This window comes from Pseudomonas sp. 43A (genome assembly GCF_013363935.1).
Classification (GTDB): domain Bacteria; phylum Pseudomonadota; class Gammaproteobacteria; order Pseudomonadales; family Pseudomonadaceae; genus Aquipseudomonas; species Aquipseudomonas crudilactis.
On the sequence record NZ_CP054880.1, the window covers coordinates 2431683 to 2446043 of the forward strand.

Below are 14361 nucleotides of genomic sequence, written 5' to 3' on the forward strand. Positions count from 1 at the left end.
TTTCGCCTTTAGGTCTGCCTGCTTATGGAAAATCTGCAAAGCGCTGTGGACACCCTGGTTCACAGCTCCAATACCTTGTTCATTCTGATCGGTGCAGTGATGGTGCTGGCGATGCACGCCGGTTTCGCCTTTCTGGAGGTCGGTACCGTCCGCCAGAAAAACCAGGTCAATGCGCTGTCGAAGATTCTCAGTGATTTCGCCGTCTCGACCCTGGCCTATTTCTTTATAGGCTATTGGATCTCCTATGGCGTGACCTTCATGCAGCCAGCGGCGGTGCTGAGTGCCGATCACGGTTATGGACTGGTGAAGTTTTTCTTCCTGCTGACCTTTGCCGCCGCGATCCCGGCGATCATTTCCGGCGGTATCGCCGAGCGCGCGCGTTTTGTGCCGCAGTTGTGCGCCACGGCGTTGATCGTCGCATTCATCTATCCGTTCTTCGAAGGCATGATCTGGAACGGCAACTACGGTCTGCAAGCGTGGCTGACGGTGCAGTTCGGTGCAGCTTTCCATGATTTCGCCGGTTCCGTGGTGGTGCACGCCATGGGCGGTTGGCTGGCACTGGCGGCGGTGCTGTTGCTGGGGCCGCGCAATGGCCGCTACCGCGACGGGCGGCTGGTGGCGTTCGCACCGTCGAGCATTCCCTTTCTGGCGCTCGGCTCGTGGATTTTGATTGTCGGCTGGTTCGGCTTCAACGTGATGAGCGCGCAGACGCTGCAAGGTGTCAGTGGTCTGGTAGCGGTCAATTCGTTGATGGCGATGGTCGGCGGCACCATGGCGGCGCTGCTCGTCGGGCGCAATGACCCGGGCTTTCTGCACAACGGCCCGTTGGCCGGTCTGGTGGCGATCTGTGCCGGATCCGATCTGATGCATCCGGTCGGTGCGCTGGTGACCGGCGCGATCGCTGGCGCGCTGTTTGTCTGGTGCTTTACCGCCGCGCAGGTTAAATGGCGCATTGATGACGTATTGGGTGTTTGGCCGCTGCACGGCCTGTGCGGTGTTTGGGGCGGGATTGCCTGCGGGATCTTCGGCCAGACTGCGCTTGGCGGTATTGGCGGCGTCAGCTTGATCAGCCAGTTGATCGGCACCGCGCTCGGCGTCGCTGTGGCGCTGATCGGTGGCTTCGTCGTATATGGCGTGATCAAGGCGCTGCATGGGCTGCGCCTGAGTCAGGAACAAGAGTATTACGGCGCGGACCTGTCGCTGCACAAGATCGGCGCAGTGAGCCAGGATTAGGTCTCCTCATCGTCGGCTCCGCGGTAGAAACCGTGGAGCAGGCGATAACGGTCACTTCGCACCTGATCGACTTTTTCCTGAACCTGACGCGCCGGCAACCCGAGCATGATCAAGGCGTGAGAGCCAAGCATCAGGCTGGATTCCAATAGCTCAGGCACTACTTCGGTGGCGCCTGCGGCTTTGAGCTCCGCCAATTGGCTGTCGTCGCGGGTGCGCACCAGAATCGGCACCTGATCATTGAGGCGGCGTGCTTCCTTGAGAATGCGCAGGGCGACGTCGGTTTGATCCACGGCAATCACACAGAGTCGTGCGCGCAGCAGGCCAACGGCGGTCAGCAGATCGCCGCGCGACGAGTCGCCGTAATGCACGTCACTTTCCCCACTGGCGGCTTCCTGTACCCGGACCGGGTCATTGTCCAGCGCGATATAAGGCTGTTTGGCATTGCGCATGAAACGACCGATGGATTGGCCGACCCGGCCGTAGCCGCAAATCACCACGTGCTGGTTGAGGTCGGCGTTGAGCGCGCTGATTTCTTCGATCTGTGCCTCTTGATTGGGTTTGCGGTGCAGCACTGCAGCGATGCGTGGTGCTGCGCGCAACAACAATGGCGTCAGCAGCATCGAGCAGAACGTCGCCGCGAGCAGAAGGTTGCCAAGCCCTTCGGGCATCATGCTGTTTTGTTGCATCTGTGCCATCAGTGCAAAGCAGAACTCGCCTCCCTGGGCCAACGCCAGACCACTGCGCCACGCTGTTTCGCTGTCACTGCCGCGCCACTTCACCAACAAGGCGACGACGATGCCCTTGATCACCATCAAACCGACGGTAAGCCCGATAATCAGCAGGCTGTGACTGACGAACAGTTGCAGGTCGATCAGCATGCCGATGCTGACGAAAAACACACCTAGAAGGATGTCGCGAAATGGCCGGATGTCAGCCTCGATCTGGTGACGATAGTGGCTTTCACCGAGCAACATCCCCGCCAGAAATGCACCGAGGGCGGGGGACAGGCCCAGCAGGTGAGTCAGCCAGGCGGTCAACAACACAATCACCAGTGCCAGCAGCACGAACAATTCTGCCGAGCGTGACGCCGCCACTTCATGGAACAACCTCGGCAGTATCCAGCGACTGGCCAGTAGCAGCCCGACAAACAGCACAACGGTTTTCACCAGCGTCAGCGGTAGCGCCCAGTACCAGGCTTGCTCGCTGCTGCCGGCGAACACGGGCACCAATGTCAGCAGCAATACCGCGACAACGTCCTGAAACAGTAAAACACCAACGGCATTCTGGCCGTGGCTGCTGAACACCTCGCCAAGGCTGCCCAACTCTTTGGTCACAATCGCCGTTGATGACAGCGAAAGCCCGGCGCCGAGCAACAGCGCCGGTGTGATCGGCATGCCCAACAGCATCAATAGCAGCCCGAGCAGCGCGGTGCTGACCAGCACTTGCTGACTGCCGAGACGGAACACTACCTGGCGCAGCGCGATCATCTTCGACAGGGAGAACTCCAGACCCAGTGAAAACAACAGAAACACCACCCCCAACTCCGCGACGTCGGGCAAGTGTTCGCTCTCGTTGACCCAGTCGAACGCACTCGGTCCGACCAGCAATCCTACGCACAGATAACCCAGAACCGGTGGCAACCGCAGGCGACGGAACAGGGCAATCACCACAAGGGACGAGGCGAGGATGATCAACAGATTGGCGAACACTGGACACTCCGATGTCAGATTCAGGCTTTTCAAGCGTAGAGGCAAAAAGTCCGGGAGGATCGCGTAATTGGTTTTTCTGCGGACTGATTTGCGTCAGGGTTTTGCCTGTGAACCTTTGTCGGGACGCTGGAGCCTTTGGGCGGCGGTGGCTCGACGGGTTTTCAGGTGCGGCCTAGAATAGGCCCACTCATTTTTTGGTTGAGCAATCATGCCTCCTGAATGTCAGCTGTTCGGCACCCTTGGATGCCATTTGTGTGAAGTCGCCGAGGCCGAACTGATGCCTCTTGTCGAGCATGGCCTGCTGGTTGAATTGGTCGATATTGCTGAGGATGAGGCTTGGTATGCGGCTTACAGCCTGAGAATTCCGGTGCTGCGTCGTGTCGACACCGGGGCTGAGCTGGGCTGGCCATTCAGCGCTGATGAAGTCGTTGCATTTCTGCGTTGATCCGCATTTTCTCGTTCATTCCGCCGGTCGCCGCTGCCATCCATTTCTTGGCATTTTGCGCCTTGTTCGGTTACTGTATGTTCATACAGTAAATGCGTCAGAGGGATGAACCGTGGTCAATGTCGAACAGTTGAAGAACAGCGTGAACCGGATGTCGGTTGACGTGGTGCGCGAGGCCGTTCTCGAATTGCGCCTGGACGGGCTGGTCACGGAAGGCAAGACGCCCTTCAACAAACTGCACTTCAACACCTGCTTTGCCGAGATCGAGGCCTTGTTTCAGCGTGCCGGTTACCACAAGCAGCTGGATGTGGTCGGTTATCAGGGTTTGCTTTACGCCTTGTACGATCCGGGACGCTGGGATGCAGTTGATGTGTTGCGCTGGCTCAAGGAATTCACCGATGCCGCAGCGCTGAAAACAATCCCGGCCTGAACATTCTGCGCTAGGTTCGTTTCCCTCACTGCTGGATAATGCCGGCCTGCATTGAGGGTTCGATTTCCGTATGTCCACATCTACATTCTCTGCTGCTCAGAATCAGGCGAGCACACTTTATCTGCCGCCCGGTAAATGGCGGACCGTACTCGATTGCCTGTGCGAGCATTTCAGCGCCATTGACCGCGAACAATGGCTGGACCGGATCGCTCGGGGACGCGTACTGGACGGCCATGGCCAGCCGATCCCGGTGGACTTGCCTTACAAGGAAGGTCTGCGGATTCACTATTTTCGTGAAGTGCCGGACGAGAAGCCGATCCCGGTGGTCGAGTCGATCCTGTATGCCGACGAACATCTGGTAGTGGCTGACAAACCGCATTTTCTGCCGGTCACGCCTGCCGGCGAATACGTTGAGCAAACCTTGTTGCGCAGGCTGATTCGTCGCCTGGACAATCCGCACCTGGTGCCTCTGCACCGCATCGACCGGCATACGGCGGGACTGGTGATTTTCTCAGCCAATCCTCAAACCCGATCAGCCTATCAGTCGTTGTTTCCCACGCGGCAGATCGACAAGCGCTATGAAGCCATCGCCCCGGCGCTGCCAGATCTGAAGTTCCCTTTGGTGCACAAGAGCCGCCTGGTAGATGGCGAACCGTTTTTCCGCATGCAGGAAGGCGCCGGTGCCAGCAATACCGAAACGGCGGTGGAGGTTCGGGAAAAACATGGCGATCTGTGGCGCTACGGCTTGTTTCCGGTGACGGGAAAAAAACATCAACTACGTGTCCACATGACGGCGTTGGGCGCGAGCATCTGCAACGATCCGTTTTATCCGGATGTGTTGAAGGATGTCGAGGACGACTACGCCAATCCGCTGAAACTGCTGGCGCAGGGGTTGCGGTTCGTTGATCCGGTTACCGGCGCAGAGCGCGAGTTCGAGAGCCGGATCACGTTGCAATGGTGACGTCGAAGCCGTTTTTCGAGCGCCCATGAAAAAGCCCGCAATCAATGCGGGCTTTTCTGTATCCGGTATCGACCCAGAGCTTACAGCTCTTTAACGGTACGAACCTGATCCTTGTTGATGCGAGTTTCTTTGCCGTCCAGCTGTTTGAACTCGTAGAAGCCCGAATCGTCATCGTATTTCGGGGTGTCGACGGCCTGGATTTCGCGACCGTCATTCAAGGTGATCACTGTAGGCGACGAGCAACCGGCGAGGGTGGCAAGGCCCAGTGCGAGCATGAAAGTGGCGAGGGTCCGTTGAGTCATGGGTGTGTCTCCGAATGGGAATTCTTTTGGTTACTGAGCTTGAGACGTATACAAGGCGTGAGAGTTCCTTGAATGGTGTCAGTCTGACACAGTGTTGTGCGCATTTAACAGTTCGGGGGTGTTGAGGTTGGCCAGTCGCGGGTCATTATCGGGACATTGCAAGGCGGTGGCGCCGAGACTGCGCATTACCCGCCCGGGGCTGCGCTCCCCAGCAATCCACGCTGCCTCAAAGGCCGGCAACAGGGCTACCGGAATCACGCAGAGCAGAGGTTCCCAATGCCCGTCATGGCGCAACATTAAAGGTTTTTCAGGATTCAGATTGGCGGTTTCGCGCATGTCCTGCAGCAACGTGGCATCGATCCTCGGGACATCGCAGGGCAGTACCAGCAAGTGGGAGTGACGCGCGGCTTTCAGGCCTGCGCGGATACCAGCCAAGGGGCCCGGAAAATCTTCTTCGTCATCCCCCACCAGTTGATCTGCAAACGGTGCATAACGCTCGCGATTCCGATTGCAGGAGATGATCAAGTCATTGGTCAGCGGACGAGTCTGGCGCTGCAAGTGCACGATCAACGGTTCACCCTGCCACTGCACCAGACCCTTGTCCTGACCGCCCATACGTTGGCCGCGCCCGCCCGCCAGAAGCAGAATGGAGCAGGGCGGCAGTTGCGAATTCACAGTCATGGCAGCTCTCCAGAGGGGCGGCAAAGAAATGGGGCGCTGTGATATAACACCGGGCTGTTTCTCCTACAACTGGACGAGCCTATGAAAGCCAAGGCTGATGTACCTTTCGTGCCGCTTAATATTGCGGTGCTGACTGTCAGTGATACCCGAACCCTGGAAACCGACACCTCAGGCCAAGTCTTCGTCGACCGCTTGGCAGCCGCCGGTCACTATCTGGCGGAGCGGGTTCTGCTTAAAGATGACCTCTATAAAATTCGCGCGCAAGTTGCCAGCTGGATCGCCGACGATGTTGTGCAAGTTGTGCTGATCACCGGTGGCACCGGTTTTACTGGTCGCGACAGCACGCCGGAAGCCGTGGCGTGCCTGCTCGACAAGCAAGTGGATGGTTTCGGCGAGTTGTTCCGGCAGATATCTGTGGCTGATATCGGTACCTCGACCGTGCAATCCCGAGCGCTGGCCGGTCTGGCCAATGGCACGCTGGTTTGCTGCCTGCCAGGTTCGACCAATGCTGTGCGTACAGGATGGGATGGCATTCTTGGTGAGCAACTGGACGCCCGCCATCGACCATGCAATTTCGTACCTCATTTGAAACAGGCGGCACCTTGTGAATCGCGCGGGTAAAACGGGCAAAACGGGCTCGTTGATGCCGGTCGAGGTAGCGCTGGCGCGCCTGCTGGAAATGGCCGAGGCCTCGCCCATCGTCGAGCATGAGTTTTTGCCGCTGGCTCGGGTCGAGGGTCGAGTGCTGGCCGAAGATCTGGTTTCAACCCTGGATCTACCGCCCTGGCCCAATAGTGCCATGGATGGTTATGCCCTGAATCTGGCGGACTGGACGGGCACCCCACTGCCGGTCAGTCAAAAGGTATTTGCCGGACAATTTCCTGAACCCTTGCAGCCTGGAACTTGTGTGCGGATCTTCACCGGTGCACCGGTTCCAGCGGGTGCCGATTGTGTAGAAATGCAGGAAAACGCTGAGGTTCAGGCCGATGGCTGCGTGCGCTTCGTCGAACGGATGACAGTCGGGCAGAACATTCGCCCGCAAGGCCAGGAAACAACCGCAGGCGAGTTGATCCTGACGGCTGGCACCCGGCTCGGTCCTATCGAGCAAGGCCTCTGCGCGTCATTGGGTTGCGCTGGTGTGAAGGTGGTACGCAAAGTTCGAGTGGCGGTGATTTCCACCGGCGACGAATTGGTCGAGCCGGGTCAGCCGCTGGGACCTGGGCAGATATACAACAGCAATCGCGTGGTTCTGTGCAGCTGGTTACAACGTTTGGGCTGTGAAGTGATCGATGCCGGAATTCTCCCGGACGATCTGTCCTTGACCCGTGCCCGTTTGACGGATCTGCAGGATGTTGACCTGATACTTTCCACTGGTGGTGTATCGGTGGGTGAAGCTGATTTTCTCGGCATAGCCTTACGGGAAGAGGGCGAGCTGGCCCTTTGGAAGTTGGCCATCAAACCCGGGAAACCGCTGACATTCGGACATTTTCGCAATGTGCCGGTCATCGGCTTACCGGGCAACCCGGCATCTACGTTGGTGACCTTTGCGCTGCTGGCTCGGCCTTATCTGTTGCGTCGTCAGGGTGTGCAGGGCGTCGAGCCTCTGAAATTCCCGGTGCCGGCGGGCTTTGCCTGGCCCGTTGCGGGCAATCGCCGTGAATACCTGCGAGGACGTCTCGAGCAAGGGCGGGCGATTGTCTACCGCAATCAGAGTTCCGGTGTGCTACGCAGCGCAGCCTGGGCGGACGGTCTGGTAGAGGTCCTGGAGGGCCGCACGCTGAGCGAAGGAGACCAGGTCGCATTTATTCCGCTGAGTGACCTTCTCGGCTGATCCCGTTGTGCGTGTGCAGGTGCCGGACGACTCAGCCGACACCTGCGTGTGCAATTCGGTCAGCTGCTGACCAGTGTCACAAGCTGGTCGAATCGGCTATTCGCCACCCAACCCAACAGACCCAGCACTACCGCGGTCGCGCCTGCGGAGTAGGCCAGGCGGTGTTTGATTGTTCTGACGTCACTGCGGACTTCGTCCATGTCCCGTCGAATGTATTTCAAATGGGTTTCGAGTTCGGTCACACGAGGTTCCATATGAACTTCTCCGGTGGTCTTGGCGCTGTTTTTGAAATTGGGCTTTTGATTCGCGCGACTTTCGCCGAGAGGGGCGACCGGGTTCACTGGAATTCTGGCTTCATGGCTTGGCATAAAAACATCCACTGGTTGCTTCAAATGCATGCTGGCCGACGTTTATACGGATCGAATTGTCCTGAGCCCTAGGGGCGTATCCATTCATTGCCTGCACTTCCTTGTGTTGTTGGATTGATGATTGATACCGCCAGCACACGGTGAACCAATGGCCATGCGTGGTCAATTGAGCCGATTCCTCATGTTTTGTAAGAAAAAATACCGGTTATGTAGGACGCCGCTCTCCCGGGCTTGAATTAATTAGGCCGCAGGCGGCTCTTTTGGGTGCTTCAGCGGTCAAGATGACCTAACCGATTCAATTCAGGGAGTGACGCTATGAGTGAACGCCGGGCACTGTTGATTCTGCATGGCAAGCAGGCACTCAACGATGAGGTTCGCAGCGCGGTCGAGAACAAGCGCCAACAAGGCTGGGAACTGGCTGTGCGCCTGACCTGGGAGGCGGGGGATGCCCAGCGATGGGTGGAGCAGGCACTGGCGGAGGGTTACACACAGATTATTGCGGGAGGTGGCGACGGCACGTTGCGCGACATTGCCGAAGCACTCGCGGCGCATCCGCACAAAGCCAGCCTGGCACTTTTGCCTTTGGGAACCGCCAACGACTTTTCCCGTGCCGCGGGCATTCCGCTGGATCCGGCGGAGGCCCTTGAGCTTCTGGAGGTGGCGCCGCGTGATATTGATCTGGGTCAGGTGGGCGGGCAAATTTTCCTCAACATGGCCACCGGTGGTTTCGGCAGTCAGGTCACCGCCAATACTTCAGAGGATCTGAAAAAAGTACTCGGGGGAGCGGCATATCTGTTCACTGGTTTGTCCCGATTCAGCGAACTGCATGCCGCTTACGGCGAGTTGCAAGGCCCTGATTTTCACTGGAGCGGCGAGCTGCTGGCGTTGGGCATTGGCAATGGCCGTCAGGCCGGAGGCGGGCATGTGTTGTGCCCACAAGCGCTGGCCGACGATGGACTGCTGGATATCAGCATTCTGCCGGCGCCCCAGGAGCTTGTCGGGACCTTGAAGAACCTGCTGAGCGACGGTTTCGGCATCGACAACATGTTCGTGCGAACCCGATTGCCGTGGGTCGAAATCAAAATGTCCGAAGGGCTTTACATCAATCTTGACGGTGAGCCGCTGGAAGGCGACAGCATGCGTTTCGAGGCGCGTCCGGCGGCGCTGCAGATCCATCTGCCAAAGGACTCGCCGCTATTGACCATTAAATCGTCAATCAGTCATCAAGACTGATGATCTGCTCGCGTACGGCGAACAGCACCAGGCCTGCTACGTCGTAGATTTGCAGACGCTTCATGATCTGCGAGCGGTGGGTCTCGACGGTTTTGATGCTCAGGCCCAGTCCGTTGGCGATTTCCCGGGTGGATTTGCCACGCACGATCAGGCGCAGGATCTCCAGTTGTCGCGCGGTCAGGTTGTGCGAGTCGGCGGTTTCCGGCTGCTGCTTCTGATTGCGGGTCAATGCCTGGTTGATCACGGTGTGGGCGATGGCAGGACTCAAATAGCGCTCGTTGTTGCGCAAGGCCTCCAGTGCGTGTTCGAGTTCAGTGGCTGTGGTGTCCTTCAGCAGGTAGCCATAGGCGCCGGACTCCAGCGCCTGCATGATCAACGCCGGGTCGGTGTGCATCGACAGGATCAGCACCTTGCTTTGCGGCCGCACACGCTTGAGCCGTTGCAGGGCTTCAAGGCCGCCGGTTTCTTTCATGGATATATCCAGGAGCACGATATCGGGGCTCAGTTGCTCGACCATTTCGAGCAGTTGCGAGCCGTCATTGGCTTCGCCAATCACCGCGTAACCGGGAATATCCATAACCAGAGCACGCACGCCGGCCCTGATCAGCGAGTGGTCATCCACCAGAAGTAAGTTGCAAGTCAACGCATAACCTTATTCGTACTGGCCCGCTCGAGTGCACGGGGCGCCCAGGGGAAAAGTGCTTCGATTCGAGTGCCTTTGCCCGGCTCGCTGACGACGCTCAGGGTGCCACCCAATTGCTCGATCCGTTCGGCCATCCCGGCCATGCCCCGCTGTCCTTCACGACCAGGATTGGCCGCCGGGGCAAACCCCAGACCGTCATCGCTGATCATCAGCGTCAAGCCTTTCGGCAGGCGCTGTACGCGTATCACCAGATTCTTCGCTTGCGCATGTCGCAGGATATTGGTCACTGCCTCCTGGGTGATGCGAAAGGCGGCGACGGCCATTTCTTCCGGAATGCCGTTGAGGCGTTGCTGGCAATCAAGGCTCCAGTGCACGCTGGTATTGGCCATTGTCTTGAGCAGATGCGCACGCAGGCTCGCCTCAAGACCCAGACTGGTCAACTGGCGTGGATTGAGAATGGCCGAAACGTCGCGCACCTTGTTGAGGGTTTCTTCGAGCGTGTCGCACAGCGCTGTGCATTGTTCCTGCAGGTCATCCGGCATGCGTCGCTTGAGCCACTCGCTCTGCAGTTTGGCGGCGGTCAGCAGTTGGCCTATATCGTCGTGCAACTCTCGGCTGAGGCGGTGACGTTCGTTTTCCTGGACTTCCAGGAGGCGATCAGCGAGTTCCTGCGGCTGAAATTTTATCGATTTGCGTGACAGCCGATATTGCACCCAGACGCAGGCGGTGGCTGCAATGTTCAGCAATAGCAGCCCCAGGCAAAGTTGCGCGGAAAAACCGTAGGTCAACAGGCTCCCGAGTGTGGCTGCCACACACAGAATGAGCGTGAACCGGCGTGCGTTTTCCCGGGAGGGTGGCCATGTGGATATTGACTTGAGGCTGGCGTACATAACGGATGGAGCCAATGGATGTTCGCTGCGGGCAGACCGGCCGGTGGCTGGCGGATCTCTGTCTGAAAATGCTGTCAATTATGTTATTGATTTCAACGCGGTTCAGTAAATGTATTGGGCCGCCAACTTTGCTGGATGGCTGTCTCTGAAGTCACTGTGCCATTAACTTGAAAGCAACTAGTGGGCGGCATAATACCACTTAACATACCGTTGGTCGCGTTTGCTATATATGTCCAAAGGGTCAGGAATTACGCCATGTTGGACGCGAGTTCCATAGTGGAGAAGTCGATTAAAAGATATCGGCGTTACCTGAAGTTGTGCTCTTCAGACACAGGCAAACCCTGAGTCCGGCGAAAAATATCCGCTTGAGTCAGGCGTGATTATTTAATTCGATTTGTCGCTGGCAGGTATGAACTATTCAATAACGACATGGGCTGTGCAAGGCAACGAGTTCCTTGAACAGGCAGGCGTCCTGTCAGGCTTGTCGTTCCGCGTAGCTTGGCAGAGGCAAACGTTTGGGAGAAAGGGCTGGCTGAAATTGAGGCTGGCCGACTTGGAAGGCGAACGCTTCAATCAGCGAAATCTGCTCGCTTTCATCAAGGCTCAGCTGCCCGGTGCTCTGATCGACCAATTCAAGTTGCCAGGCCATTAACGTAAAGCAATCCTTCAAGGCATCCAGGGCTTGTTCGTGCAGGTCAACGTGGTCCTGCGCCAGATTGAGCAAGCTGTAGATGTGCAGGGAGAATTCGCAAATGGCTTCAAGCGCCAGTGCTTCAGCCCTGCTCGCGAGCTTGAGGAGGGTGCTGAGCATGCAGTCGATGGCGTCCTTGTCATTGCTGATCAACTGCAGATGGCTGAGGCATTCTTCAGACTTGGCCAGGAGCGTTTCAGCCTCGACAAGAAATTCGGGGAACCTTTGCGCCCACTCTTTACGGTCGATCGGCATGCTTATCTCCACAACGTCATGTCTGATGGGGGAATGCCATTTGTGGCGACGGTCATGGATCGTCGGGAGATCGCGCCCAGACGTGCAGGTGCACAGACTGAGGGGTTCCAGAGGGCTTGTTTCCGCTGAATTGCGATCGCACACAATAGCCTGACTCCGTTCATGCAATGAGAATGGCGTCACATTAATGGCTATTGGATATTGCGAATATCAGGTTGGGCCTGATTGTTACTAGGGGAATCCCTTAGGCGCGGGAACCTACCGTGCAAACCGAGGTCGCGCCGCAGAGAATGTAGCAGATGAAAATCACTGCGCCAGTAAAGCATGATGTTAATGTGACATCAATGCCCGATCATGGCATTTTTGACGGGGTCTGGTTTGGCAATCAAGAATCGCCATTTGCCGCCGATAACCTCACATAGTGAATTCATCAGAACAAGCCCAGGAGTCATTGATGGCCGGCATTCTCGACACGGTAGACCAACGCACGCAACTGGTGGGTGAGAATCGCCTGGAAATTCTCATGTTTCGATTGGCCGGGCGTCAGTTGTTCGCGATCAACGTGTTCAAGGTTCAGGAAGTGCTGCAACTGCCGAAGCTGACCTTGATGCCGCAGCGTCATCCGTTCGTCTGCGGCGTGGTCAATCTGCGCGGTCAGACCTTGCCAGTGATCGATCTGTCGCAGGCGATCGGCATGCGTCCATTGGTGCCGGGTCCGAACAGCACGATCATCGTCACCGAGTACAACCGCTCGGTACAGGCCTTCCTCGTCGGTGGCGTGGATCGCATCGTCAACATGAACTGGGAAGCCATTCTGCCGCCGCCGACCAGCGCCGGGCGTCAGCATTATCTGACCGCGATCAGCAAGGTCGACGATCAACTGGTGGAAATCATCGACGTCGAGAAAGTCCTCGCTGAAATCGTCCCGTACAACGCCAAAGTCTCGCGTGAAAAGCTTGAAGATCCGGTACTGGAACGCGCCCGTGGCCGTGAAGTGCTGTTGGTGGACGACTCCAACGTGGCACTCTCGCAACTGCGTGACACCCTCGGTCAGCTCGGCGTGAAAATGCACATTGCCAGCGATGGCCTGAAGGCGCTGAACATGCTCAAGGCCTGGGCCGATACAGGCGTGAACATGACCGACAAGCTGCTGATGATCTTTACTGATGCGGAAATGCCGGAAATGGACGGCTATCGCCTGACCACCGAAATCCGCAACGACCCGCGTCTGCGTGGTCTGTACGTGGTGCTGCACACCTCGCTGTCCGGCAGTTTCAACGACTCGATGGTGAAGAAGGTCGGTTGCGACAACTTCCTCTCCAAGTTTCAGCCGGACAAACTGGTCGACGTGGTGCGCCAGCGCCTGATGCTCGACGAAGTCCCGGCCTGACCATCACCCCCCACAGGGGATTTGCTTTGCACAAAACTCTGGCTTTGATTCGCGGATAAAGCTCGTATAGGGTGGCGTTTTTATCCTCCAGGGAGCTGGCCATGCTGCGTCTGAGCGCGCTTTATCGTTACCCGTTGAAATCTGGCAAAGTCGATGTGCTGCAAAACGTTGACCTCGACAAGCTGGGGCTTGATGGCGACCGACGCTGGATGCTCGTGGACGAAGCCAGCGGCCGCTTCCTGACCCAACGCGCCGAAGCGAAGATGAGTCAGTTGTCGGCGCTGTGGAATGCGCAGGGTGGTCTGACCTTGAGCGCACCTGAACACTCTCCCATCGACATCGCTTTGCCGGGCAATGACGCCGAACTGCGCGGTGTGACGATCTGGCGTGACACTTTGCGCGTGCCGGATGCCGGTGAAGAAGCAGCGCGCTGGGTCAGTGATTTCATCGGCAAGCCAACCCGTCTGGTGCAGGTGCCGCTGAACCGTGCCCGCACCACACAGGCTGGCTATGGCAACGAGGATGATCAGGTCGCGTTCGCCGACGGATTTCCTCTGCTGTTGATCGGCGAGGCGTCCCTGCAGGATCTCTCGGACAGAGTCGGTCGTCCGCTGGAAATGCTGCGCTTCCGGCCGAACCTGGTGATCGAGGGCAGCGAGGCATACGCCGAGGACGGCTGGAAGCGCATTCGCATCGGCGATGTCGAGTTCCGCGTGGTCAAGCCGTGCTCGCGCTGCATTCTCACCACTATCGACCCGCAAACCGGTGAGCGCAGTGCTGATCGTGAGCCGCTGGCAACCTTGCAGAAATATCGCGCTCAAGCCGACGGCGCGATGTTCGGCCAGAATCTGGTGAATGACAGCAATGGTCGACTCGAGGTAGGCATGCCGGTGGAGATTCTCGAGTAATCCGCCACCGTAACGAAAAATGCCCGCGTCCTTGGACACGGGCATTTTTTTTGGTGCAGTGAAACCGTTGCTTTAGCCGCGGTATTCGCACAGGTAAGCGGTGTCGACCGCCACCTTCAACTGGAACTTGCTGTTGGCCGGAACGTTGAACTGGCTGCCAGCGGCGAAGGTTTCCCAGTCGCTGCTGTCAGGCAGTTTGACGGTCAGTGCGCCAGACACCACGTGCATGATTTCACGCTGAGCGGTGCCGAATTCGTATTCGCCCGGGGCCATTACGCCGATGGTCGCCGGACCTTCAGCGGTGCCAAAGGCGATCGACTTGACGGTGCCGTCGAAGTACTCGTTGACTTTAAACATGGGCGATTCCTCAAAAGGGGCTGAAAAAGGGAGG

At 57.8% G+C, this 14361-nt stretch carries 17 protein-coding genes; 9 read left to right on the forward strand and 8 right to left on the reverse strand.

Annotated elements, in window-relative coordinates; translation table 11 throughout:
• Positions 1-24: 24 nt before the first annotated feature.
• Positions 25-1233, forward strand: coding sequence for an ammonium transporter (locus HUW52_RS10900; protein ID WP_175553631.1), 1209 nt, complete (start codon positions 25-27; stop codon positions 1231-1233).
• Here the strand turns inward: HUW52_RS10900 and HUW52_RS10905 are convergent.
• Positions 1230-2942, reverse strand: coding sequence for a monovalent cation:proton antiporter-2 (CPA2) family protein (locus HUW52_RS10905; protein WP_016985471.1), 1713 nt, complete (start codon positions 2940-2942; stop codon positions 1230-1232). The genes HUW52_RS10900 and HUW52_RS10905 overlap by 4 nt on opposite strands.
• A 208-nt stretch (positions 2943-3150) precedes the next feature.
• Between HUW52_RS10905 and HUW52_RS10910 the strand changes: the two genes are divergently transcribed.
• The 3 genes from HUW52_RS10910 to HUW52_RS10920 all read left to right on the forward strand — a co-directional run bounded on the left by HUW52_RS10910 (position 3151) and on the right by HUW52_RS10920 (position 4778).
• Complete coding sequence (locus HUW52_RS10910) at positions 3151-3387, forward strand: glutaredoxin family protein (RefSeq protein ID WP_016985470.1); 237 nt, start codon at positions 3151-3153, stop codon at positions 3385-3387.
• Positions 3388-3499: 112 nt separating this feature from the next.
• Complete coding sequence (locus HUW52_RS10915) at positions 3500-3817, forward strand: transcriptional regulator (protein ID WP_016985469.1); 318 nt, start codon at positions 3500-3502, stop codon at positions 3815-3817.
• A 70-nt stretch (positions 3818-3887) separates the two neighbouring features.
• Positions 3888-4778: a pseudouridine synthase gene (locus tag HUW52_RS10920; protein ID WP_016985468.1), complete on the forward strand. Its 891-nt coding sequence runs from the start codon at positions 3888-3890 to the stop codon at positions 4776-4778.
• Between the two features lie 80 nt (positions 4779-4858).
• On the opposite strand, the gene HUW52_RS10925 is transcribed toward HUW52_RS10920, so the two are convergent.
• Together HUW52_RS10925 and mobA are read right to left on the reverse strand one after the other, a co-directional pair.
• Positions 4859-5080 carry a YgdI/YgdR family lipoprotein gene (locus HUW52_RS10925; protein WP_007908660.1) on the reverse strand — a complete coding sequence of 74 codons (222 nt, stop codon included), beginning with the start codon at positions 5078-5080 and terminating at the stop codon, positions 4859-4861.
• Between the two features lie 78 nt (positions 5081-5158).
• Positions 5159-5761: a molybdenum cofactor guanylyltransferase MobA gene (gene mobA, locus HUW52_RS10930; protein WP_175553632.1), complete on the reverse strand. Its 603-nt coding sequence runs from the start codon at positions 5759-5761 to the stop codon at positions 5159-5161.
• An 81-nt stretch (positions 5762-5842) separates the two neighbouring features.
• On the opposite strand from mobA, the gene moaB reads away from it, so the two are divergent.
• Positions 5843-6382: a molybdenum cofactor biosynthesis protein B gene (moaB, locus tag HUW52_RS10935; protein ID WP_016985466.1), complete on the forward strand. Its 540-nt coding sequence runs from the start codon at positions 5843-5845 to the stop codon at positions 6380-6382.
• The gene (glp, locus tag HUW52_RS10940; RefSeq protein ID WP_016985465.1) at positions 6366-7592 is read left to right on the forward strand and encodes a gephyrin-like molybdotransferase Glp; all 1227 of its coding nucleotides are present in this window, start codon (positions 6366-6368) and stop codon (positions 7590-7592) included. The genes moaB and glp overlap by 17 nt, the downstream gene beginning before the upstream one ends.
• 59 nt (positions 7593-7651) lie before the next feature.
• Here glp and HUW52_RS10945 read toward each other — a convergent pair whose 3' ends face one another.
• Positions 7652-7960 carry a hypothetical protein gene (locus HUW52_RS10945; protein WP_016985464.1) on the reverse strand — a complete coding sequence of 103 codons (309 nt, stop codon included), beginning with the start codon at positions 7958-7960 and terminating at the stop codon, positions 7652-7654.
• Between the two features lie 315 nt (positions 7961-8275).
• Here HUW52_RS10945 and yegS point away from each other — a divergent pair, with 315 nt between their 5' ends.
• A complete protein-coding gene (gene yegS / locus HUW52_RS10950) occupies positions 8276-9193 on the forward strand; it encodes a lipid kinase YegS (RefSeq protein ID WP_175553633.1) in 918 nt (305 codons plus the stop codon).
• Here yegS and HUW52_RS10955 read toward each other — a convergent pair.
• From HUW52_RS10955 to HUW52_RS10965, 3 genes are all read right to left on the reverse strand, one after another.
• Positions 9177-9836, reverse strand: coding sequence for a response regulator transcription factor (locus HUW52_RS10955; protein WP_016985462.1), 660 nt, complete (start codon positions 9834-9836; stop codon positions 9177-9179). The genes yegS and HUW52_RS10955 overlap by 17 nt on opposite strands.
• On the reverse strand, positions 9833-10726 hold the full coding sequence (locus HUW52_RS10960) for a sensor histidine kinase (RefSeq protein WP_016985461.1): 894 nt from the start codon (positions 10724-10726) through the stop codon (positions 9833-9835). Before HUW52_RS10960 ends, HUW52_RS10955 begins: the two co-directional genes overlap by 4 nt.
• Positions 10727-11201: 475 nt before the next feature.
• Entirely contained in the window at positions 11202-11672 is a 471-nt protein-coding gene (locus HUW52_RS10965; protein WP_016985460.1) for a hypothetical protein, read from the reverse strand.
• A gap of 454 nt (positions 11673-12126) precedes the next feature.
• Between HUW52_RS10965 and HUW52_RS10970 the strand changes: the two genes are divergently transcribed.
• Positions 12127-13062, forward strand: a complete 936-nt coding sequence (locus tag HUW52_RS10970; protein ID WP_007908676.1) for a chemotaxis protein CheV — start codon at positions 12127-12129, stop codon at positions 13060-13062.
• A gap of 101 nt (positions 13063-13163) precedes the next feature.
• Positions 13164-13970, forward strand: coding sequence for an MOSC domain-containing protein (locus HUW52_RS10975; protein ID WP_175553634.1), 807 nt, complete (start codon positions 13164-13166; stop codon positions 13968-13970).
• Between the two features lie 72 nt (positions 13971-14042).
• Here the strand turns inward: HUW52_RS10975 and HUW52_RS10980 are convergent, their stop codons facing one another.
• Positions 14043-14327, reverse strand: a complete 285-nt coding sequence (locus tag HUW52_RS10980; RefSeq protein ID WP_003226701.1) for a pyrimidine/purine nucleoside phosphorylase — start codon at positions 14325-14327, stop codon at positions 14043-14045.
• Between the last annotated feature and the right edge of the window lie 34 nt (positions 14328-14361).